Raw genomic sequence first — 22,526 nt, forward strand, 5'->3', positions numbered from 1 at the left:
GCCCGTCCGGCGCACGCTCACGGGGCTCTGCCCCGGGCCCCGCTGCTCAATCGCCGCAGGGGCTTAATTGGCGTACTTCGCGTCGGCCGCAGGGTCCAGCGCCAACCGGTACCCCCGCTTGACCACGGTCTGGATCAGCTTCGGCGTCCCGAGGGACGACCTGAGCCGGGCCATCGCCGTCTCCACCGCGTGCTCGTCGCGCCCCGCGCCCGGCAGCGCGCGCAGCAGCTCCGCGCGGGACACCACCCAGCCGGGGCGGCGGGCCAGCGTCCGCAGCAGCGACATGCCGGCGGGCGGCACCGGGCGCAGCTCGTCGTCCACCACCACGGCCTGCCCGCGGATCTGCATCTGGTGGCCCGCGACCGGCAACGTACGCGCGCGTGCCGGAAGTTCCTTGCACAGCAGCTGCACCAGGGGCCCGAGCCGGAACCGCTCCGGCTGCACCGTGTCCACGCCCGCCGCCTGCAACGGCACCGCGGTGACCGGGCCGACGCACGCCGCGAGCACGTCGTGGCCGAGCGCCGCGAGCAGTTCCTCCGTGAGCCCCCGCTCCTCCGCGCGGCGCAGCAGCGCCGTGGCGGCGGGGGCCGAGGTGAAGGTCAGCGCGTCCACGCCGCGCGCCACCGTGGCGTCGAGGAGGCGGTCGACCGGGCCGATGTCCTGCGGCGGCAGCCAGCGGTAGACGGGGACGCCGACCACCTCGGCGCCCGCCTCGCGCAGCGCCTCGACGAAGCCGGGGAGCGGCTCGCCGTGCAGCTGCACCGCGACGCGCCGCCCCTGGACCCCCTCGTCGAGCAGCCGCTCCAACACCTCGGCCATCGACTCGGACGAGGGCGACCACTCCTCGGTGAGGCCGGCCGCGCGCACCGCGCCCTTCACCTTCGGGCCGCGCGCGAGGAGCTCGACGCCGCGCAGGCGGGCGAGCAGGTCCTCGCCCATTCCCCAGCCGTCGGCGGCCTCGACCCAGCCCCGGAAGCCGATGGCTGTCGTGGCGACCACCACGTCCGGCGCGTGGTCGATCAACTCCTTGGTGGCGACGAGGAGTTCGCTGTCGTCCGCGAGCGGCACGATGCGCAGGGCGGGCGCGTGCAGCACCGAGGCGCCGCGCCGCTGGAGCAGCGCGCCGAGTTCGTCGGCGCGGCGCGCCGCGGTCACGCCCACGGTGAAGCCCTCGATCGGCCCGTGGGCCGGCTGCGGCCTCGTGGTCTGCTGTTCCTCGTCCATGCTGGTTCTCGCCCCGCTCGACGTTCTTCCGTGCACCGGGTGGACCGGTGCGTCGTCCGAGCCTGTCAACGCTCCGTGTCGGCCCCGGATCAACGTTATTGCGTACGTGTTACGGGGGCCAATGTCACACCTCCGCGTAGCTGAGCTGCGGCTTCGTCTCCGCCGCCGAACTCGCGACGGTGCGCGAGGCGGAGCGGCGAAGGTATACGGCCCAGGTCACCGCGAAGCACACGGCGTAGAAGGCGAGGAAGGCGACGAAGGCCCCGGTGCCGGTGCCCGCCGTCTGGAAGGACTGCCGGAACGCCAGGTTGATGCCGAGCCCGCCGAGCGCGCCTACGGCCCCGATCAGCCCCATGGAGGCACCGGACAGGCGCCGCCCGTACGCGGCCGCCTCCTCGCCCGTGAGCCCCTTGGCCAGCGCCTTCGCCTGGAAGATGCCGGGGATCATCTTGTACGTCGACCCGTTGCCGAGCCCGCTCAGCACGAACAGGGCGATGAACGCCACGGTGAACAGGGTGAGCGACTTCTCGACCGAGGCCAGGGTCACGACGGCCGTCGCGGCGGCCATGCCGACGAAGTTCCACAGCGTGATGCGCGCGCCGCCGAAGCGGTCGGCGAGCCTGCCGCCGACGGGCCGGATGAGCGAGCCGAGCAGCGGGCCGATGAAGGTGACGCCGGCCGCCTGGAGCGGCGTACGGCCGAACTGGGTCTGCAGGACGAGGCCGAACGCGAACGAGTAGCCGATGAAGGAGCCGAAGGTGCCGATGTAGAGGAACGACATGATCCACGTGTGGGCGTCGCGCACGGCCTCCTTCGCGGCCCCGGTGTCGTTCTTCACGGTCGCCAGGTTGTCCATGAACAGCGCGGAGCAGACGGTCGCGACGACGATCAGCGGAATGTAGATGCCGAGCAGCACCCGCGGCCCGCCGCTCGCGCCGATCACGGCGAGCGCGACGAGCTGGACGACGGGGACGCCGATGTTGCCGCCACCCGCGTTCAGGCCCAGCGCCCAGCCCTTCTTCCGCAGCGGGAAGAAGGAGTTGATGTTGGTCATGGAGGAGGCGAAGTTGCCGCCGCCGACGCCGGTGAGCGCCGCGCACCACATGAAGGTGGTGTACGAGGTGCCCGGCTCCATGACCAGGAACGCGGCGATGGACGGCACGAGCAGCATGCTCGCCGAGACGATCGTCCAGTTACGGCCGCCGAAGACCGCGACGGCGAACGTGTAGGGCACGCGCGCGAAGGCGCCCACAAGCGTCGCCATCGACACGAGGAAGAACTTCCCCGCCGGGTCGATCCCGTACTCGGGCCCCATGAAGAGGACCATCACGGACCACAGGGTCCAGATCGAGAAGCCGATGTGCTCGGAGAGGATCGAGAAGGCGAGGTTGCGCCGGGCGACCTTCGCGCCCGTCTCCTCCCAGAACACTTCGTCCTCGGGATCCCACCGCTCGATCCAACTCCGGCGCCGGGTCTGTTCCTTGGGGCCAGGCATGGCACGCCTCCAGGTCACGGTTCGCAGGTGATACGACCGAACGTAGGGAGGCGGGATTTCCGCTTCATGGCCTGACGTGACCACCGGGGAACGTTGCTCTCACCCGGCCGGCGGGCAGGTGGTGAGGCCCGGGCGGAGCCTCAGGAGCGCGCCACCGGGTCGCCCTCCAGCGTCTGCGGGTCGAAGAGCAGCACGGCCCCGGCGAAGAACAGCACGAGGAACGGGCCGATGAGATACGGGACCAGGACCGTGAACACCGCGGAACCGGTGTTGCCGGACGCCGCCATCAGCTCGACGGTGAGCGCCTCCATGCCCAGGTAGTGCATGGCGCAGACGGCGACCCCCATGAGCAGGCTGGCGCCGAGGCTGACGAGGAACCCGCGTACGTTCATGATCAGCCAGAGGGCGGCGGTGGCCGCCACCACGGCCACGCCCACCGAGGCGGCCACGATGGGCGCGCTGTAGTGCAGGGAACCGGAGAACCGCATCGCGGCCATGCCCATGTAGTGCATGGCCGCGACGCCGAGCCCCATGAAGAGGCCGGCGCCGAGCAGGACCGGTGTGCGCCGCCCGCCGTAGCCGGCGGCGAAGACCCCCACGCCGACCACGAGGACCGCGACGGCGAGGCTGAGGAAGGTGAGCCGGGCGTCGTAGTCGAGGTGCGCGCCGTGCACCTGGAAGCCCATCATCGCGATGAAGTGCATGGACCAGATGCCGACGCCCAGCGAAAGCGCGCTGTACGCCAGCCACTTGGGCCGCCCCGAGTCGAGCTGCCGCGCCCGCACGGTGCAGCGCAGCCCGATGCCGCCTCCCAGACTCGCCACTAAGAACGCCGCAACCGGGGTCACGGCCCCGTAGCCGAACCCGTCCACCGTCGCCTGCACGTCACACCTTCACCTGGTCGCCCCGTCGGCGCTCGTCCGTCGCGAACGCCCCGGAGCAACGCTAGCGAGCCCCTCCATCACTTGGATGCGAGATGTCCACATCGCCATCACATCGTGACCCGGAGGGCGCGGTGCGTCAGGAGTGCCGCGCCCGCTTCCGGCCCTTCCGCGCCCCGTCGGGCCACAGCCGCGGTCTGCGCTTCGCGGCGAGGTCCTCGACCCAGCCGGTGGAGACGATCGCGAGACCGATGAGCGGCCAGACGAGGACGAACGACCAGAGCATGTACGTCGAGTCGAGCGCGGAGCTCAACCGGTCGTCCATGAAGGGCAGTTGGTAGAGCAGGTCGACCAGCGGGAACGTCGCCATGATCAGCAGGTTGTGCCACAGGTAGATCGTGACGGCCCGGTTGTTGGCGAGGGTCACCAGGCGGTCCCAGCGGGCGAGCCGGCCGGGCAGCTGCTGCCACGACGGCGCGTACTGGAGCAGGATGACGACGAAGCCGAGGGACCAGGTCGCCTGCGCCAGCGGGATCTCGTTCAGGTCCCAGCCCTCCTCGGAGAGGTGGCCCGAGGCCCACCACAGGCCGAAGCCCATGAGCAGCGCGGCGACGGACACCGCGGCGTAGCGCGGCACCTTCCGCAGCACGCCCTCCTGGTGCGCGAAGCCGAGGACCCAGCAGCTGCCGTACACGGCGAAGTCGGTGACGGCCTCGCCGGTGCGGCCGGGGATCTCCACCAGGCCCGTGCCGACCACGGCCGTGAGGGCGAGCGGGGCGCACAGCGTCGCCCACGGGAGCTTGCGGAAGGCCTTGAGCAGCAGCGGGGACGCGAGCACGAACCACAGGTAGGCGCGCAGGTACCAGAGCGGGCCGATGCCCTGCTCGGCCCATGTGGTCTCCAGGAAGCCGGGCGGGTTGGCGATCTCCCACGGGTAGGCGGGGGCGCCGATCGGGATCACGTAGTTGACGATGCCGAGCCAGCCCCAGGCGCCGCCGCCGGTGTCCGGGTCCTTGCCCGGGTTCCAGCCGCCCATGAAGAGCAGCGGCAGGACCAGCGCGCTGAACAGCCACATCGGCGGCAGCAGGCGCCGCAGCCTTCCCCGTACGACGCCGAGTGCCGGCCTGCTCAGGGAGCGCGCCATCAGCGATCCGGCGAGCGCGAACATCACGCCCATGGACGGGAAGACGACCGAGAGCCAGACCCAGCCGAAGAAGTGGTACGCGATGACCCGGACGAGCGCGATGGAGCGCAGCAGGTCGAGATAGCGGTCCCGGCCGGGCTTCTTGGGCGCGGGCTCGGCCTCCGGCAGCGGGGCGGTGGCCCCGGCCTGCGGCGGGACCGCGGGGAACCGGGCGGTGGCCTCGGCTGCCACGTCCCCGGCGGCCACGGTGTTGGTGAGCGTCGGGCCGCCGCCGGGCCGCTGCGCGCGCGGCACCTCCGGCCGGCCGGACCCGGACACGCCCGCGGGGCCGCGCTCGGGCTTGGCGAACCAACTCCCCTGCCCGGAGGGCTCGTTCGCGCCCCCGCCGTTCGTCGGATACGTCATGCCACCGGCCTCCGCTGATCGTCGGAGACCGAGCTCGACCGCTGCCGCGGCATCCGGGCGCCCGCGTCCGCACCGACCACGCCGGTGCGGCGCAGCTTCTGCCAGCGCAGCCGGCCACCGGTGAGCGCGGTGATCCACGACTGGAGCAGCACGACGTACATCAACTGCCGGTACAGGAGCTGCTGGAGCGGGAGGGATATCAGATGCGTCATGCGTTCCTTGTCGAGCCGGAAGGCGTACGCCGCGCAGACCGCCTGGATCGCGAGCACACCGAACCAGGCGCCGACCGTCTTCTCCGTCGGGCCGAACACGAGCCCGTACAGGAGGAAGATGTCGATCAGCGGAGCGAGCAGCGGGGCGAGCACCATGAAGAGCGAGACCAGCGGGAGGCCGACCCGGCCGAAGCGGCCCGACGCCCCCTTGTCGACGACGGCCCTGCGGTGCTTCCAGATGGCCTGCATCGTCCCGTACGACCAGCGGTAGCGCTGCGACCACAGCTGCTGGACGGTCTCCGGGGCCTCGGTCCAGGCACGCGCCCTCTCGGCGTAGACGACGCGCCAGCCGTCGCGGTGCAGCGCCATCGTGACGTCGGTGTCCTCGGCGAGCGTGTCGTCGCTCATGCCGCCGACGCGCTCCAGGGCGCTGCGCCGGAAGGCCCCGACCGCGCCGGGGATCGTCGGCATGCAGCGCAGGACGTCGTACATGCGGCGGTCGAGGTTGAAGCCCATCACGTACTCGATGTGCTGCCAGGCGCCGATCAGCGAGTCCCGGTTGCCCACCTTCGCGTTGCCCGCGACGGCGCCGACCTTCGGGTCGCCGAACGGCTGGACCAGCTCGCGCACGGTGGCCGGCTCGAAGACGGTGTCGCCGTCCATCATCACGACGAGGTCGAACCGGGCGTTCGCCAGGCCCCTGTTGAGGGCGGCGGGCTTGCCCGCGTTGTGCTGGCGGATGACGCGGACGCCGGGCAGCCGCAGGCCCTCGACGATGCGGGCGGTGCCGTCGGTGGAGCCGTCGTCGATGACGATCACTTCGATCGGCTGCTCGCTCTGCATCAGCGAACGGACGGTGTTCTCGATGCACTTGGCCTCGTTGAAGGCCGGCACGAGGACGGAGACCGGCTCCGTGACGGGCGGCCCCCACGCGAAGCCCTTGCGGCGGACCCTCCGCGCGTGCGCGGCGGACAGGACCAGCATCAGGCCGAAGCGGGACATGACGAGGACGCCGATGACGGCGAGGCCGACGACGAGGACGCCCGTGATGTTGTCCGATGCCTCCACCGCCAGAACCCACGCCTTGCCCTTCCACAGCTCGACGCCGCTGACGGGCGTGTGCGCGCTGGGCATGCCGAGGGCCTCGGTGAGGTTCGCGAACTTGTAGCCGTCGCCCTGGAGATCGGGCAGGAAGCGGTCGAGCGCGGCGACGGTCTGCGAGCGGTTGCCGCCGGAGTCGTGCATCAGGACGATCGCGCCCTTGCCGTCCTTGGGCGTGGCACGGCGGATGATCTCGTCGACGCCGGGACGCTTCCAGTCCTCGCTGTCCGTGTTGTTGACGACGGTGATGTAGCCGCGCGAGCCGATGTACTGGGTGACCGGCCACGACGCGTCGTCCATGGCGTCGGCGAACGAGGAGTACGGCGGCCGGAACAGGGACGTGCGCACGCCCGCCGCGCCCTCCAGGGCCAGCTGGTTCTGCGACAGCTCCCAGTCGATGCGCTTCTTCGACTGGTAGGAGAGGTCGGGGTGGTTGAAGGTGTGCAGGCCCACCTCGTGCCCCTCGTCCACCATGCGGCGCACCAGGTCGGGATAGCGGGAGGCCATGGTGCCGGTGACGAAGAAGACGGCGTGCGCGTCGTGCTTCTTGAGGACGTCGAGGACCTTCGGGGTCCACTCCGGGTCGGGGCCGTCGTCGAAGGTGAGCACCAGTTGGTGCCTGCCTATGGAACGGCTGGTCTCCTGGCCGCCCCGGGTGTCGATGACGGGTCCGCCGTCGAGGATCTTCTCCGGCACCTTGTCGGTGGCCGCCTCGGGGCGGATGCGGTGGTCGGCGAGGATCTCGCTGTGGACGTAGCCGCGCAGCATCAGCATCGCGATCATGGCGACGAGCAGCAGCGAGGGCAGCAGATAGCGCAGCGGAAGGCGGCGCCTGCGGGCCGCGGCCGGTGCGCGGTGCGAACGGCGTGAGCGGTCGGACATCTACAGGACGCTGCTTTCCAGGGGCGGGACGAGGGACTCCACCAGGGGCGCCGCGAGCAGGCGCGCGAGACCGGCGCCGGCGAGGGCGTCCACGCCGTCGGCCCCGGTTCCGTCCGCCGGGCCGGTCGGCTGGCCGCCCGGGTCCGTCGACGGGGTGGTGGGGCTGCCGCCGGACGGCTGCGTCGTCGGCTTGTCGCTGTCGGCCGGCTTGGTGGGCTTCACGCTCGACGACGGCTTGCCACCCGTGGGCCTGCCGGACGGCGATGCACCGGTGGACGGCTTCCCGGACGTGCCGGACCCGGCCGTCGGCGACGCGCTCGCGCCCGGCGCCGCGGGGGCGCTCGGCGGCGCGCTGTCGGAGGCGCTGGGCTGCGCCGCGGCGCCCGGCGACCCGGATGACGAGACGGTCGGCGTGGGCTCCGAGGACTCGGTGCCCACCTTGCCCGCACCCTTGCCCTCGGCGGGCATCGGCAGCCACGGCGCGTCGGAGTTCCCGGAGAAGACGGTGACGACGATGACGACCGCGTAGACCGCGATGGCCAGGCCCGCGGCCACGCCGAAACGGCGGAAGGTGCGGCCGCGCCGCCCCGAATCGTCGACGAAGACGGGGAGTTCCTTGTCGTCCGCGCCCGCCGGCTCCGCGCCGACGGGTGCGGGCGCGCCCGGTCTCGCGCCGACCGGACCGCCCAACTGGCGACCTGTGAAGTCGAGTTGGACCGTCACCTCGTGCGGGTCATGGGTCGGCCCTGACAGGCCGTCTTCTCGCGAGTTCTCCACCGTACGCACATCCCCCCAAGGACACATTCATGGGTGCGCGGGCGATGTCGCGGGCTTCTCCGACCGAACCGGGCCCCCACCCGATCCGGGCGCCCCCACTATCACACCGCACCCGAGTCCAGAATGTAGCGCACACCAGTGACACCCACGCACACACCTCATTCACGACTCAACATAATCTGCACATCTGTGGCTGGAATCCATGCCTCCGGGGGCCTTTCCAGCCACCCGTTCTCCGCCGCGAGGGCGTCAGCGGCGGCCCGAAGTGCCGTGATTCCGGGGTGTTTACGCCCCTTTCGCCACACGAGTGACACAGGCGACAGCGGCACCGGATCGACGAGCGGCCGCAGCACCGAGCCCGGCATGACCGGAAAGTCCACCCCGGTGAGGACCGGATTGCGGTACTTGTCCATGATCCGGCGGAACTCCTCCTTGCCGACGGCGAGCGGCGCGGGCGGCGCGACGCCGATGCCGCGACCCTCGAACAACCGCCTGGCGAGATCGGTCCATTCGGGCGTGCGGGGGTTGCCGGCGCCCGCGTACACCGATTCCCCGGCGAGCCGGTCCAGCGGCACGGCGTCGAGCGCCGCCAGCGGATGGTCCTCGGGCAGCATGATCGCCATCGGCTCGTAGCGCACGGGCAGTTGGGAGAGCCGGGCGCGCACGGCGGGGTCCAGTCCGGCGAAGCGGCCGAAGGACACGTCGAGCCGCCCCGCGAGGAGTTCGGCGGCGGCGCCGGTCAGGCCGCTCTCGTAGCGGGCCATCAGCTCGTGGTCCGGGGCGAGTTCGCGGGCCCTGGCGAGCACCCGCTCGTGCACGAGGCCCGGGCTGTTGACGTCGACGAGCAGCGGCCGGTCCGTGGCGGTGGCCCCGGTGAAGGCGGTGAGCAGCTCGTCCTGCGCCGCGATCACGCGCCGCGCGTGCGGCAGCAGCCGGGCCCCGTCCGCGGTGAGCGTCACCTGCCGCGTGGTGCGGCCGAAGAGGGCGACGCCCAGCTCCCGCTCCAGGCGCCGGATGTCGCGGCTGAGCGCCTGCTGGGCGACGTAGAGGCGGGCGGCGGCGCGGGTGAAGTGCAGCTCGTCGGCGACGGCGAGGAAGGCGCGCAGCAGGCGGGGTTCGACGTTTGCGGGAGGCATCGGGCGAACTTACAACGCAGATGCGTGAATCGGCACCGAGTAAGTGTTGGACCATGCACGTGACCTGCGGAGACGCTCTTCGCATGGCCACCGAGTCCACTGCTGCTTCCTACACCCGCCTCTTCACGATCCCCGGCGCCCGCGCCTTCACCCTCGGCAACCTCATCGCCCGCTTCCCGCAAGGGATGTTCAGCATCAGCGCGGTGATCATGATCTCCGGCTCGCGCGGCTCGTACGCGCTCGCGGGCGCCGTCACCGCCACAGGGCTGGTCGCCAACGCGCTCGTCGGGCCGTGGACGGCGCGGCTCGTGGACCGCCACGGGCAGGCGCGGGTCGCGGTCCCCGCCACCGTCGTATCGGCCTGCGGCTCGCTCGCCCTGCTCCTGTGCGTGCACTTCGGGGCGCCGAACTGGACGCTGTTCGCCGCCTACCTGGCGTCCGCGACGACCCCCAACACGGGCGGCCTGTCCCGGGCCCGCTGGGCACATCTGCTGAAGGAGACCCCGGACGCCCTGCACACCGCGAACTCCTTCGAGCAGGCGGCGGACGAACTCTGCTACATGCTCGGCCCCGTCGTGGCCGCCTTCCTGTGCGGCTCGCTGTTCCCGGAGGCGGGCACCCTGGTCGGTGCCGTACTCATGGTGACCGGCGTGCTGATCTTCACCGCGCAACGCGCGACGGAACCGCCGCCCCACGCGCGCACGAAGGCGACGAGAACGCCGCTACGCGCGCGTGGCATGCCGCCCCTGCTGCTCGCCTTCCTCGCCTCGGGCGCGATCTTCGGCTCACTGGAGGTCGTCACGGTCGCCTTCGCCGAGGCGCAGGGCCACAAGGTGTGGGCGGGCGGCATCCTGGCGCTCCAGGCGGCGGGTTCCTGCGCGGCGGGCCTGCTCTACGGTGCGTGGCGGCCGACGGGCCCGGCGGACCGCCGCCACCCGCTCTGCGCGGCGGCGATGGCTGCCCTGATGACCCTGCCGCTGCTCGCCGCGTGGTCCACGGGCTCCCTGTACGTCCTCGGGGGCGCGCTCCTGATCGCGGGCATGGCCACGGCGCCGACGATGGTGACCGGCATGACCCTGATCCAACAGCGCACACCCGACGGCCAGTTGAACGAGGGCATGACGCTCGCCGTGACCGGCATCCTCACCGGCATCGCGACCGGCTCGGCGTCGGGCGGCGCCGCGGTGGAGCACTGGGGCCCCACCGCGGCGTACACGGTGCCGGTCACGGCGGCGTCGTGCGCGCTGCTGCTCGCGCTGTACGCGTACGTACGCCGCCCCGACCGGCGCTAGCCGCTCAGCACACGGCCGGCTTGCGCCAGGAGCACTCCAGGTCGCCGTCCCGCTCAGCTGCCGGGACGGCGCGCGTGGACTTCGGCACGGCGGCCTTCGCCTCCTCGGCCGTCGACTTCGCGAGGGTCACCACGATGGCGTCCTCCAGCGGCTTCACGGAGTCGACCAGGTAGTTGTTCTGGACGACGCTGTAGACGAGCAGCCGCCCGTCGGCGTCCTTCACATAGCCCGAGAGCGCCGATGCCCCCGTCAACGACCCGGTCTTCCCACGGGCGTTGAGGGCGGCGGGCGTGTCGCACATCCGGCTGCGCAGCGTCCCGCCGACGAACCGGTCCGGGTCGCAGGCCACGGGCAGCGACCTGTACCAGTCGGCGTACCAGGACTCGTCCTGCACGGAGAGCAGCAGGTCGGCGAGTTGCCGGGCGGCGAAGTTGTCCTTGCGCGAGAGCCCGGACCCGTCGACCTGCCGCAGCTTGGTGGCGTCGACCCCGGCGCCCTTCAGATAGTCGGCGACGGCGTCGACGCCGTCACCCCAACTCCCGGGCCTCCCCGTCGCCTTGTACCCCATGGCCTTGGTGAGGGACTCGGCGTGCATGTTGTTGGAGAGCTTCATGAACGGGATCAGCAGGTCCTTCAGGGGCATGGACTCGTGCGCGGCGAGCCGCTTCGCGCCCTTGGGCGTGGCCTGCCCCAGCCTGGTGGGCCCGCCGACCTTCACGCCGTGCGCGGCGAGCGCGTCCCGGAACACGGCGGCCGCGTACCCGGTCGGCTCCCACACGGTCACCCACTCCTTGGTGGTGTCCCCACCCACAGGGACGGTGCCGCTCACGGTGATGGTGTTGGTCCCGTGCCTCCGCTCGACGGCGACGGTGTCGTCTCCCCCGGCCCCGACGGTGGACGCCCGCACGTCCAGGTGCACATAGTCGTTCTTCGGCGTGACACTGACGGCGGGCTTGTCCCCCGCCTTGGCGCCGGGCTTCACCTCGACGATGACGGTCCCGGTGTCGTAGTCGGTGTCGGGCGCGACGCTCAGCGCGCTGATCTGGGCGGCGTAGTACGAGGACTCGTCGTCGCCGCCCCAGGTGTCGCCGATCCGGCGGTCGTCGAACCGGGTGTCGTCCGCGACCAGCCGCCCGCTCACCCGCTTCACCCCGGCCGCGGCGACGTCGGCGGCGAGCTTGTCGTAGTCGGCGGCCAGCGTGGTCGGGTCCCCGGTGCCGCGCAGATACAGGTCCCCGTCGAGCACTCCGCCGCGCACCCGGCCGCCGGCGAGCGCGTCCGTACCGAACCGGTAGTCGGGGCCGAGGGTCCCCATGGCGGCGGCGGAGGTGGCGAGCTTGGTGTTGGAGGCGGGCATCAGCCGCCCGGTCGGATTGTGCTGGTACAGCGTCTCCCCGGTCTTCGCGTCGGCCACGACGACGCTCGCGGCGCCGCCCTCCATCCGCGGATCCCCGAGAATCGTGTCGATGGCCTCCGGCAGCCCACCGGGCGTGGAGTCGGCGCCGGCGGGCGCACTCCACGACAGTCCCGCGGCGGCCACGACGAGCACGAGCGGCCAGGCCCAGCTACGAGTTGATCCCTCACGTCTGCTCATGGCACAGGAGCATCCCGGAACCCCAGAGCCCCGCCAAGACCCACAACTGAGCCAACGAAAAAGGCCCGGCTGTGTGAACAGCCGGGCCAGAATCGCATGGGATGCGGTGGTGGAGATGGCGGGAATCGAACCCGCGTCCAACGGTGAAGGAACAGGGCTTCTCCGTGTGCAGTCTGGTGCGATTTTCTCGGCCCTCCGGATCACCCAGACAAGTCCGGAACGGGCCCAGCCACTGTTTGATTTCCTTTTCCGCCCCGTGGCCGGACGGAAAAGTTTAGTTCCCTAGATTATGCCAGGATCCGGGCCGGGAACACTCCCGGGCTGACACCCTTTTAGGGTCCTTCAGTCGCTGTTATTAGGCAGCGAGGGCGAAGGACTGGGAATCGCTCTTAGAATTGGCGATTATTGGTTGCGACATATGGTTAACGAGATCATTGCCGCTTCCTCGACACGCTTCCCCTGCTTCGACATCCGCTGTCGAAACCGATCATCCCCATGTTGTTTTTTCAATGTGGACCTTGCGGTCCGATGCCCCTGCTGGAGGAGCACTGCCATCGTACGCGACCAACGCACGACGATGCCAGCCTATTCCTGAGGGTCGACGGGAGGCGGGCGTCAGCCCATCCGCTCGTTGTTCCGCTGCCGCCGCTTCGCCGCCGCGATCGCCCGGTCCGAGTCCCGCCGGTCCTGCTTCTCGCGCAGCGTCTGCCGCTTGTCGTACTCCTTCTTGCCCTTGGCGAGCGCGATCTCGGCCTTCGCCCGGCCGTCCTTGAAGTAGATCGCCAGGGTCACGATCGTGTGACCGGTCTCCTCGGACTTCGACTCCAGCTTGTCGATCTCCTCACGGTGCAGCAGCAGCTTGCGCTTGCGGCGCACCGCGTGGTTCGTCCAGGTGCCCTGGTTGTACTCGGGGATGTGGGCGTTGTGCAGCCACGCCTCACCCCTGTCGATCTGGACGAAGGCGTCGGCGAGCGAGGTGCGGCCCTGTCGCAGCGACTTGACCTCGGTGCCGGTCAGCACGATGCCGGCCTCGTAGGTGTCCATGATCAGGTAGTCGTGGCGCGCCTTCTTGTTCTGCGCGACCATCTTGCGCTTGCCGTCCTTCTTGTCGGACGACGCCCCCTTTTTGCCCTGCTTGGGCTGGGACTCCTTCGGTACATACATTGCCTTGGCCATAGTGCTGACCATTTTCGCACTACGAGGGGTCCCCGAGGCCAGTCAATACTGTCTCCGCCCGCCGCAGGGTGTCCGCCTCGGCCTCCAGATCGGGGGTGATGCCCCGACCGTCGACCGCGCGGCCCGAGGGGGTGCGGTAGTGCCCGACGGTCAGCTCCGCCACGGAGCCGTCGGGCAGCCGGCTCGGCATCTGGACCGAGCCCTTGCCGAAGGTCCTGGTGCCCACGACGACCGCGCGGCCGCGGTCCTGCAGGGCGCCGGTGAGCAGCTCGGCCGCGCTCATCGTCCCGCTGTCGACGAGCACGACCACCGGTCTGGACGTGTCTGCCCCGCGCTGCGCGTGCAGGGCCCGCTGGGCTCCGCGCACGTCGTACGTCGCCACGAGCCCGCCGTCGAGGAACGCGGAGGACGCCCTGACCGCCTCGGTGACCAGGCCGCCGGAGTTGCCCCGCAGGTCGAGCACGACGCCCGCGCGCGCGGGTGCCTCGGCGACCGCCGTGCGCACCTGCTCGCCGACGCCCTTGGTGAAGGCGCTCACCTTCACGAGCGTCGCGCCGTCGGGCAGCCGCGTCGAGGCGACCGAGTCGGTCGACAGATTGGCGCGGCGCAGGGTCTCGCTCCACGCGCGCGTGCCGCGCTGCAGGCCCACGTGCACGGGCGTGCCCGCGTGCTTGCCGCGCAGGAGCGCGAGGACCTCGGTGACGGGGCGGCCGGTGACCGGCTCGCCGTCGACCGCCGCGATCCGGTCGCCCTCGCGGATGCCGGCGAGCTGCGCGGGCGAGCCACGGCGGACCTTGGAGACCTGGACCCTCCCGTCGGCGGTGCGGCGGGCCCGCAGGCCGATGCCGGTGTACTCGCCGTCGAGGGCCTGCTCGAACTCCTCGTACTCGCCCTGCGTGTAGACGGAGCCCCAGCGGTCGCCGCTGCGGCTGACGGCGTCCTGGGCTGCCTTGGTGGGCGACTTCCCGTCGGCCATCGCCTCGGCCGCCGCGGCGCCGGGATCGGTCGGGCCCGCGATCGGCTTCTCGTGCGCGGCGACCAGCGAACTGTCCGCGCCTTCCGTGGGTTTGCGGTGCTCCCCCGGCCAGGAGCCGGTCGCGGCGCCCGCCGCGAGGACCGTCACGAAGATCAATGTCAGGGTCGCCCCGCGGCCGATGCGACGGGGCCTGGAGTACAGCTCCGGACCTGACATGTCGGTGAGTCTAGGACAACGAAGGGCGCCGTACGGGCCGTTGACCCGCACGACGCCCCGTGGCGCGAAGGACTCTCGTCACACCTTCAGGTACTTGCGCAACGCGACGAACGCGGCAAGCGCGGGCATCAGCACGCTCACGGCGAGGATGAGCGGCAGCTTCGTCAACACCGAGTCCCAGCCGATGAAGTTGATGAGCTGCAGCTTGTCGGAGAGCGCCACACCGTTGTCGATCACGAAGTACTGGCCGGCCGCGAGGAACACACAGGCGATGCCGCCGCCGATGAGCCCGGCGACCGCGGCCTCCATGATGAACGGCGCCTGGATGTAGAAGCCGGACGCCCCGACGAGCCGCATGATCCCGGTCTCGCGCCGTCGGCTGAACGCGGACACCCGCACGGTGTTCACGATCAGCAGCAGCGCCACGACGAGCATCACGGCCATCACCGCGCCCGCCGCGTAGTTCAGGTAGCCGAGCAGCCGGAAGAGGTTGTCGAGCACGCCCTTCTGGTCCTGCACGGACTGCACACCGGGCCGCCCGTTGAACGCCGTCGCGATGACGTCGTACTTCTCCGGGTTCTTCAGCTTGATCCGGTACGACTCCTGGAGCTGGTCCGGCGTCAGCGAGCTGGCCAGCGGGGAGTCGCCGAACTGCTCCTTGTAGTGCTTGTACGCCTGGTCCTGCGACTCGTGCGCCACGCTGTCGACGACGGGCAGCTTCTTGAGGTCGCCGAGGATGTCCTTCTTCTGCTCGGTCGTGACCGGGCCCTTGGCGCAGTTCGGGTCGGAGTCGGCGTCCCCCTTGTTGCACAGGAAGATCGAGACGTTGACCTTGTCGTACCAGTAGCCCTTCATCTGGTTGACCTGGTCGCTCATGAGCAGCGAGCCGCCGAACAGGGCGAGCGAGAGGGCAACCGAGATGATCACGGCGAAGGTCATCGTGAGATTGCGGCGGAGTCCTACGCCGATCTCCGACAGAACGAATTGGGCACGCATAGCGTCACTAACGCCTTTCGCAGCTTTCTTTGCTCGGTACTTCTCGTACTTCTCGCGGTTCCGTGGTTCTCAGTGCTGGTAGCCGTAGACGCCGCGCGACTGGTCGCGCACGAGACGGCCGTGCTCCAGCTCGATGACGCGCTTGCGCATCTGGTCCACGATGTTCTGGTCGTGGGTGGCCATGATCACGGTGGTGCCCGTCCGGTTGATCCGGTCGAGCAGCTTCATGATGCCGACCGAGGTCTGCGGGTCGAGGTTGCCCGTCGGCTCGTCCGCGATCAGCAGCTTGGGCCGGTTGACGAAGGCCCGCGCGATGGCCACGCGCTGCTGCTCACCACCGGAGAGCTCGCCGGGCATGCGGTCGTCCTTGCCGCCGAGTCCGACGAGGTCGAGGACCTGCGGCACGGACTTGCGGATCTCACCGCGGGACTTGCCGATGACCTCCTGCGCGAAGGCGACGTTTTCACCGACCGTCTTGTTGGGCAGGAGACGGAAGTCCTGGAAGACCGTGCCGAGCTGGCGGCGGATCTGCGGGACCTTCCAGTTGGATACGCGGCCGAGGTCCTTGCCCAGGACGTGCACCTGGCCGTGGCTGGCCCGCTCCTCGCGCAGCACGAGGCGCAGGAACGTCGACTTGCCGGAGCCGGACGAGCCGACCAGGAAGACGAACTCACCACGCTCGACCTCCAGGGAGACATCCCTGAGGGCGGGCCGGGTCTGCTTGGGATAGACCTTGGAGACGTTGTCGAATCGGATCACGGGTGCGCCTCGGTGCATCGGGGGGCGTCGGAGGTAGGTGTGCGTGACCATACGCGAAGCCGCGCGCGGAGCGCAGGCGCCGTCCCTCGTTGAGCGTTTTGTCCCGCTGTGATGCCGCATACGGCGCCGGAATTGTCCACCCCGTACCTGGTCAGGGGCGGCACTTCCGGCGGGACGCGCCGAAAATCCGGGAAGCTGGCACAGTGGTAGGGGGAACGGTTGCGTTTCCCGGAGCGTTGAGCGGAGAGAACCCAGGGGTACCCGGTGGCAGGCTCCGCCGCGCGGGAGGAGGAGAAGCGCATGACCTACGACCGATTGGTGTGCGCGAACTGCGCGGCCCCCGTCAGCGAGGGCCGCTGCCCGGTGTGCCGGGCGAATCGCGAGCGGCTCCAGCAGAACCCGCTGTCGGCACTGAGCCCGATGGCGCTGGTCGCCCTGGTGGCGGTGCTCGTGGCGGCGATGGCGCTCCTCGCGCATCAGACGGTGTAGCCGCCGCACACGGACATGCGAAAGGGCCCGGAGCCGATCGGCTCCGGGCCCTTTGCGTGTGCGCAGTGTTACGCGGCGGCGCCGCCACCGCGGTTGCCCGCGAGGCGCGGCAGGAGTCGGAAGCCGACACCGCCCGCGATCATCGTGGCCGCACCGATCACCAGGAACGTGGTGCCGGAGGAACCGGTCTCGGCGAGCTCACCGGTGGCCTGGGCCTTGCCGGAGCCGGTGCCGGTCTGCTGGGCCGGCTCGGAGCCGGTGTCGTTCAGGCCTTCCTTGCCCTGGCCCTGCTCGACGGGGTTGTTGTTGCCGTCGGGCGTGGTGTTGTCGCCACCGCCGGTGGACGAGCCACCGGTCGAGGAGGAACCGCCGGTGGAGTCGTCGCCACCGGTCGAGGAACCGCCGGTGGAGGACGAACCGCCGGTGGAGGAGCCACCGGTCGACTGGTCGCCGCCGGTGCCGCCACCGTTGCCGTTGCCACCCGAGTTGCCGTTGCCACCGGTGGAGTCGTCGCCGCCGATCGTGCCGCCGGTGGAGTCGTCACCACCGTTGCCGCCGCCGTTGTCATTGCCCTCGGTCACGCCGGCCACGCCACCGTTGGTGTTGCCCTCGGTCACACCCGCGACGCCGCCGTTGGTGTTGCCCTCGGTCACACCGGCGATGCCGTTGCCCGGGTCGTCGTCGCCGGGCGGCTCTTCGTCCGCGCCGTCGTCCTCGGTGGGCCAGCAAATAAGGCCGAGCGGGCCGCAGGTCTCGCCGCTCTTCTCGTCGACGGTGGCGGCGGATGCCGCACCCGCGGCGGTCAGCGAGGCACCGGCCGCGATCACCGCACCGGCCGCTATCCGCGCAACGCGGATCCGCGTCTTCTTGGTCATCTGTCTGCTACCCCCAGTAGCCAATCGTCAATGGAGCAGCGCCAGGGACCGCGTTCAACCGGAGGCAGCAGAGGCCTCGTGCACCCCTCCCCCGTTCACACGCGTCCCACTAATACGCATGCCGCGCGCCAGCCTTTCCACTTTTGGGATCAACGTCAAGGGCGTTGCGCACGCTTTGTCCACACTTGAGCGACTTGGCCGCCTTACGAACATGTGACTGTGACGTAAATGGCTGGCCAGTCTTCACAAGTGCGCCACAACTGAAAGGGGGCGCGGGGCAAAACGAAAGGCAACTGCCGTTCGGTGAACGGCAGTTGCCTTCAATTCGTTGAATCCTGGAGTTACTTCTCCTGCTGCTTGCGCCAGCGAATTCCGGCCTCGATGAAGCCGTCGATCTCGCCGTCGAGAACGGCCTGCGGGTTGCCGACCTCGAACTCGGTGCGCAGGTCCTTGACCATCTGGTACGGGTGCAGGACGTACGAACGCATCTGGTTGCCCCAGGAGCTGCCGCCGTCGCCCTTGAGGGCGTCCATCTTGGCGCGCTCCTCCTGGCGCTGGCGCTCGAGGAGCTTGGCCTGCAGCACGTTCATGGCCGTGGCCTTGTTCTGGATCTGCGAGCGCTCGTTCTGGCAGGAGACCACGATGCCGGTGGGGATGTGCGTCAGACGGACCGCGGAGTCCGTCGTGTTGACGCCCTGGCCGCCGGGGCCCGAGGAGCGGTAGACGTCCACGCGCAGGTCCGACTCGTCGATCTCGACGTGGTCGGTCTGCTCGACCACGGGGAGCACCTCGACGCCCGCGAAGGAGGTCTGGCGGCGGCCCTGGTTGTCGAACGGCGAGATGCGCACCAGGCGGTGCGTGCCCTGCTCGACGGAGAGCGTCCCGTACGCGTACGGCACCTGGACGGAGAAGGAGGTCGACTTGATGCCGGCCTCTTCCGCGTAGGACGTCTCGTAGACCTCGGTCTTGTAGCCGTGGCGCTCGGCCCAGCGCAGGTACATGCGCTGCAGCTGCTCGGCGAAGTCCGCCGCGTCGACGCCGCCGGCCTCCGCGCGGATGTTGACGATGGCCTCGCGGGAGTCGTACTCACCGGAGAGGAGCGTGCGGACCTCCATCTCGTCCAGCGCCTTCTTCACGGCCGTGAGCTCGGACTCGGCCTCGGCACGGGTGTCCGGGTCGTCCTCCTCCTCGGCCATCTCGAACAGCACGCCGAGGTCGTCCAGACGACCGCGCAGCGCCTCGGCCTTGCGGACCTCCGCCTGGAGGTGGCTCAGCTTGCTGGTGATCTTCTGCGCCGCCTCCGGGTCGTCCCACAGGGACGGCGCGGCCGCCTGCTCCTCGAGCACGGCGATATCTGCCCTCATCTTGTCGAGGTCCAGGACGGCCTCGATCGACTCCATGGTCGAGGAGAGGGACTTCAGCTCTTCGGATACATCGACGACTGCCACAGGACCAGCCTAACGGCTGGTGCAAGTGATCCGCCCCGGCCGCCCCCGGGGCCCCCTCTACGGCTGCTCGGGCGCGGAATTGTTGCTGTCTGCGGGGGGCGCCTCGTCGGAGCCCGAGGAGGTCGCCGCCCATACGCCGCCGCCGACCGCGGCGACCAGGACGAGCCCGGCCACGCCGAGCGTGATGCGTCTGCGGCGCGCGGAGTGCCGGTTGCGGGCCGAGCCGGGGCGCGGCGAACCGTGTGCGCGGGGCGCGCGGGCGGTGCCGCGGGCGCCGCCCGCCAGTTCGTCCGGCGCCGGGACCCGCATCGACGTATGGGTGTCGCGGTTGGAGTCCTTCGGCGCGGAGCCGGGGATCAGGGAGACGGCGCCGCGGCGGGGGCGCTCCGGCGGGTCCTGCGGGGTCTCGGCCCGCGGCTCCGGCTCGTCGGGGGCGGGCTCGGTCTCCGGCTCGTCCACGTCGAGCGGGGGCAGGCCCGTGAGCATCGGCTGCAGTTCGCGCAGGCGCGCGGCCAGCTCGGAGGCGCGCAGGCGGGAGGCCGGGGCCTTGGCGAGGCACTGGATGAGCAGCTGCCACAGCTCGTCGGGGATGCCGGGGAGCGGGACCACCGTCTCCGTGACGTGCCGGCGCAGGATGGCGCCGGGGTGGCCGCCCCCGAACGGCGTGAAACCGGCGAGGAGTTCGTACAGGACCGTCGCGAGCGCGTAGATGTCGACGGCCGCGCGCGCGGGCAGGCCCTCGATGACCTCGGGGGCGAGGTAGTCGGGCGTGCCGATGATCTTCGTTGCCCGGGTGCGGCGCGGGGTGTCGATCAGCTTGGCGATGCCGAAGTCGGTGAGCAGCGCGGGGTGCGAGCCGCCGGGGCCGAGCTCGCCCTGCATGTCGAGCAGCACGTTCTCCGGCTTGACGTCGCGGTGCACGATGCCCGCGGCGTGCGCGGCGGCGAGGCCCTCGGCGATGTCCGCGACGACGGCGACCGCTGCCTCGGGCGGCATCCGGCGCTCGCGGTCGAGCCGGGTGCGCAGGTCGGTGCCGCGGACGAGGTCCATGACGAGCGCCAGGTCGTTGCCGTCCACCACCAGGTCGCGCACGCCCACCACGCGCGCGTGGTCGAGGCTCAGCAGGGCGGTGCGCTCCTGGACGAAGCGGCCGACCAGTTCCTGGTCCGCGGCGAGGTCCTCGCGCAGCAGTTTGATGGCGACCGGACCCTCGGGTCCCTCGCCCAGCCACACCGTGCCCGCACTGCCGCGCCCCAGGATCTGGTGTGCGGTGTACCGGCTGCCGATCTTCCGTGCCAAGGCTGCTCCTACAGACGCGTGTTGGCGCCCAAGCTACGCGGCTCGGACGCCAACCATCGCATCAGAGGGGGAATTCACCCGCTGGATGTCGACAAATCTCCAACGTCACCGGTCAGTTGCCAATTCGGCTGCCGGTTCGGCTGTCGCTAATTTCCGGTCTTGCTCCCCAGATCGCCGATCCAGCCGGACACCGTGGAGAACCAGTCGGAGATCTGGGCCCAGTAGCCCTTGCCGGTGCCGATCCAGTCCTGGAGCGGGGTGAACTCCCAGACCAGCCAGCTCACCACGAAGAGCATCACGATCATGAACAGGCAGCCCTTGAGGCAGCCGAGGCCCGGGATCCGCATCCGGTTGGGGCTGCGGCGGCGCGGCTCGCGCGGCTCCGGCTCCCGGCGCGGTGCCTGGCGGGGCGGCGGCTGCTGCGGCGGCGCGTACTGCTGGGGCTGCTGCTGCGGCTGACGCGGCGCGTACTGCTGCGGCTGCTGTTGCTGCTGCGGTCGCGCGACCTGGCGTTGCGGACGGCGGCGCAGCGGGTCCTCGTTCGGGTCGAGGTACTGCACCTGCGTCTGTTCGTTGCGGTCGCGGGCCGCGCGCAGCTGGTTGCCCCAGGCGTCCGGCATCTGCTCCGGCGGGCCCTGCGGCATCGGCGGCATGACGGCGGTCGGATCGGCGGCGTCACCGCCCTGGTCGTTGCCCTGCTGCCGCATGACGCTGGTCGCCGCGTTCGGGTCGTACGCTCCCGCCGCCGCGGCACCGGCCGCCGCGCCCGCCGCCCCCGCGAAGCCGGCGGCCGCCGCGTTGTTCGGCAGCACCTGCGTCGGGTCCGCGTCCGAGGTGCCGGGGGTGCCCGGGACCTGGGCCGGGGTGGGGTCCGGCATCAGGAGCGCGCCGACGCCCTCCGCGGCGGCGATCTGCGCGCTGTTCGCGTGCACGCCGATGCCCTCGGCGACGGTGCGCAGGCCGCGCGCGAGGTTCTCCGCGCTCGGCCGCTCGTCCGGGTTCTTGCGCAGGCAGCGCTCGATGACCGTCCACAGCGGGTCAGGGACCGTCGAGGGACGGCGCGGTTCGGCGCTGAGGTGCTGGTGCAGGACCTCGAGCGCCGAGCCGCCGGAGAACGGAGGCCGGCCCGTGACCAGCTCGTACAGCAGGATGCCCGCGCCGTAGACGTCGACGGCGCTGGTCTGCGGGCGGCCCTCGGCGGACTCGGGCGCCACGTAGGCGGGAGTGCCGACGAACTCGTGGGTGCGGGTCAGGCCCGGGGAGTCGGCGAGGCGGGCGATGCCGAAGTCGGTGAGCATCGGGTACATCTCGCCGGTGTCCTGCTTGAGCAGGACGTTCGCCGGCTTGAGGTCGCGGTGCACGACCCCGTCCGCGTGCGAGGCGGCCAGCGCGTCGGCGACCTGGGCCGTCAGGAGTGCGGCGCCGACCGGCGAGAACGGTCCGTTCTCGCGCAAGTAGCGGTGCAGGTCCGGGCCCTCGACGAGGTCCATGACGAGGGCGAGCAGATCGCCCTCCACCACGAGGTCGCGCACCCGCACGATGTTCGGGTGGGTGAGCCGCAGCAGGACGGAGCGCTCCCTGAGGAAGCGCATCACCACGTCCGCGTCGTTGGCGAGCTCTTCCTTGAGGACCTTGATCGCGACGGTCTCGCCGGGCTGGCCGGCGACGGCCGCCTCCGCGCCCGCCGTCTCGCGCTGGCGGGCTCGCCAGACGGTGCCCGTGGCGCCGCGTCCGAGCGGCTCCTCGAGCAGGTACTTGCTGCCTACCGGCCGCACGTCATGCGCTCCCTGCATCGGTACTTGCTTGGGTCACCTGGTTCCGGGTGTTCCGACCCACTCTAGTGGCGGATCCCCCGGTACCGACTGTCGATCTTCTGTGGCTTTCCGTGCCGGACGGGCGCCTGACGCCCCACCCGTGTACGGCCCCGGGCCTACCCGTGTTCGACGGAAAGACGCACGGCTGGGGCTGTTGGTTGCCGCGGGACGACGTGACCGATCTCAAGCGGGCAACGAGCAGGCACTTTTACGGGCAGAGCCGACCAATCAAGATCACTTACGGGTGGCTGACGGGCGTGTTGTCAGCGGCAAGTGCAAGGATGCCTTCAGCACTGGCTGACGTGCCCGTGGCGGTGGGGGGAATCTGCGGTGGG

At 70.8% G+C, this 22,526-nt stretch carries 18 protein-coding genes and 1 other RNA gene; 2 read left to right on the plus strand and 17 right to left on the minus strand.

What is annotated here, in order from left to right; all coding sequences use genetic code 11:
- Window positions 1-63: 63 nt before the first annotated feature.
- The 7 genes from ACZ7L4_RS19195 to ACZ7L4_RS19225 form a co-directional block, all read right to left on the minus strand.
- Window positions 64-1,224 (minus strand): uroporphyrinogen-III synthase, encoded by a 1,161-nt coding sequence (locus tag ACZ7L4_RS19195; protein WP_472103909.1) that lies wholly within the window; start codon window positions 1,222-1,224, stop codon window positions 64-66.
- Between the two features lie 124 nt (window positions 1,225-1,348).
- Window positions 1,349-2,719 carry a nitrate/nitrite transporter gene (locus ACZ7L4_RS19200; RefSeq protein WP_472103911.1) on the minus strand — a complete coding sequence of 457 codons (1,371 nt, stop codon included), beginning with the start codon at window positions 2,717-2,719 and terminating at the stop codon, window positions 1,349-1,351.
- Window positions 2,720-2,859: 140 nt separating this feature from the next.
- Window positions 2,860-3,603: an MHYT domain-containing protein gene (locus ACZ7L4_RS19205; protein WP_472103913.1), complete on the minus strand. Its 744-nt coding sequence runs from the start codon at window positions 3,601-3,603 to the stop codon at window positions 2,860-2,862.
- A gap of 136 nt (window positions 3,604-3,739) precedes the next feature.
- Window positions 3,740-5,149 (minus strand): acyltransferase family protein, encoded by a 1,410-nt coding sequence (locus ACZ7L4_RS19210; RefSeq protein WP_472103914.1) that lies wholly within the window; start codon window positions 5,147-5,149, stop codon window positions 3,740-3,742.
- Entirely contained in the window at window positions 5,146-7,344 is a 2,199-nt protein-coding gene (locus ACZ7L4_RS19215) for a polysaccharide deacetylase family protein (RefSeq protein WP_472103916.1), read from the minus strand. The genes ACZ7L4_RS19210 and ACZ7L4_RS19215 overlap by 4 nt, the downstream gene beginning before the upstream one ends.
- On the minus strand, window positions 7,345-8,121 hold the full coding sequence (locus ACZ7L4_RS19220; RefSeq protein WP_472103918.1) for a hypothetical protein: 777 nt from the start codon (window positions 8,119-8,121) through the stop codon (window positions 7,345-7,347).
- A 158-nt stretch (window positions 8,122-8,279) separates the two neighbouring features.
- On the minus strand, window positions 8,280-9,257 hold the full coding sequence (locus ACZ7L4_RS19225; protein ID WP_472103920.1) for a LysR family transcriptional regulator: 978 nt from the start codon (window positions 9,255-9,257) through the stop codon (window positions 8,280-8,282).
- A 53-nt stretch (window positions 9,258-9,310) separates the two neighbouring features.
- On the opposite strand from ACZ7L4_RS19225, the gene ACZ7L4_RS19230 reads away from it, so the two are divergent.
- Complete coding sequence (locus ACZ7L4_RS19230; RefSeq protein ID WP_472103922.1) at window positions 9,311-10,549, plus strand: MFS transporter; 1,239 nt, start codon at window positions 9,311-9,313, stop codon at window positions 10,547-10,549.
- 4 nt (window positions 10,550-10,553) lie between these two features.
- Here the strand turns inward: ACZ7L4_RS19230 and dacB are convergent, their stop codons facing one another.
- From dacB to ftsE, 6 genes are all read right to left on the minus strand, one after another.
- Window positions 10,554-12,143 carry a D-alanyl-D-alanine carboxypeptidase/D-alanyl-D-alanine endopeptidase gene (gene dacB, locus ACZ7L4_RS19235; protein WP_472103924.1) on the minus strand — a complete coding sequence of 530 codons (1,590 nt, stop codon included), beginning with the start codon at window positions 12,141-12,143 and terminating at the stop codon, window positions 10,554-10,556.
- A gap of 107 nt (window positions 12,144-12,250) precedes the next feature.
- Window positions 12,251-12,638, minus strand: a transfer-messenger RNA (tmRNA) gene (gene ssrA, locus ACZ7L4_RS19240).
- A gap of 120 nt (window positions 12,639-12,758) precedes the next feature.
- Window positions 12,759-13,307, minus strand: a complete 549-nt coding sequence (gene smpB / locus ACZ7L4_RS19245) for an SsrA-binding protein SmpB (protein WP_399233573.1) — start codon at window positions 13,305-13,307, stop codon at window positions 12,759-12,761.
- Between the two features lie 31 nt (window positions 13,308-13,338).
- Window positions 13,339-14,511 (minus strand): S41 family peptidase, encoded by a 1,173-nt coding sequence (locus ACZ7L4_RS19250; RefSeq protein ID WP_472103926.1) that lies wholly within the window; start codon window positions 14,509-14,511, stop codon window positions 13,339-13,341.
- 78 nt (window positions 14,512-14,589) lie between these two features.
- Window positions 14,590-15,507 carry a permease-like cell division protein FtsX gene (gene ftsX, locus ACZ7L4_RS19255; protein ID WP_450816088.1) on the minus strand — a complete coding sequence of 306 codons (918 nt, stop codon included), beginning with the start codon at window positions 15,505-15,507 and terminating at the stop codon, window positions 14,590-14,592.
- Window positions 15,508-15,576: 69 nt separating this feature from the next.
- Complete coding sequence (gene ftsE, locus ACZ7L4_RS19260; protein WP_266710884.1) at window positions 15,577-16,266, minus strand: cell division ATP-binding protein FtsE; 690 nt, start codon at window positions 16,264-16,266, stop codon at window positions 15,577-15,579.
- Between the two features lie 300 nt (window positions 16,267-16,566).
- Here ftsE and ACZ7L4_RS19265 point away from each other — a divergent pair, with 300 nt between their 5' ends.
- Complete coding sequence (locus ACZ7L4_RS19265; RefSeq protein WP_450816086.1) at window positions 16,567-16,755, plus strand: hypothetical protein; 189 nt, start codon at window positions 16,567-16,569, stop codon at window positions 16,753-16,755.
- 68 nt (window positions 16,756-16,823) lie between these two features.
- Here ACZ7L4_RS19265 and ACZ7L4_RS19270 read toward each other — a convergent pair whose 3' ends face one another.
- The 4 genes from ACZ7L4_RS19270 to ACZ7L4_RS19285 all read right to left on the minus strand — a co-directional run bounded on the left by ACZ7L4_RS19270 (window position 16,824) and on the right by ACZ7L4_RS19285 (window position 22,152).
- Entirely contained in the window at window positions 16,824-17,630 is an 807-nt protein-coding gene (locus ACZ7L4_RS19270) for an LPXTG cell wall anchor domain-containing protein (protein ID WP_472103929.1), read from the minus strand.
- A gap of 341 nt (window positions 17,631-17,971) precedes the next feature.
- Window positions 17,972-19,078: a peptide chain release factor 2 gene (gene prfB / locus ACZ7L4_RS19275; RefSeq protein ID WP_399233317.1), complete on the minus strand. Its 1,107-nt coding sequence runs from the start codon at window positions 19,076-19,078 to the stop codon at window positions 17,972-17,974.
- Window positions 19,079-19,135: 57 nt separating this feature from the next.
- On the minus strand, window positions 19,136-20,377 hold the full coding sequence (locus tag ACZ7L4_RS19280) for a serine/threonine-protein kinase (RefSeq protein WP_472103931.1): 1,242 nt from the start codon (window positions 20,375-20,377) through the stop codon (window positions 19,136-19,138).
- A 146-nt stretch (window positions 20,378-20,523) separates the two neighbouring features.
- A complete protein-coding gene (locus ACZ7L4_RS19285) occupies window positions 20,524-22,152 on the minus strand; it encodes a serine/threonine-protein kinase (protein ID WP_472103933.1) in 1,629 nt (542 codons plus the stop codon).
- Window positions 22,153-22,526 lie beyond the last annotated feature (374 nt).

This window comes from Streptomyces sp. NPDC107575 (assembly GCF_055657265.1).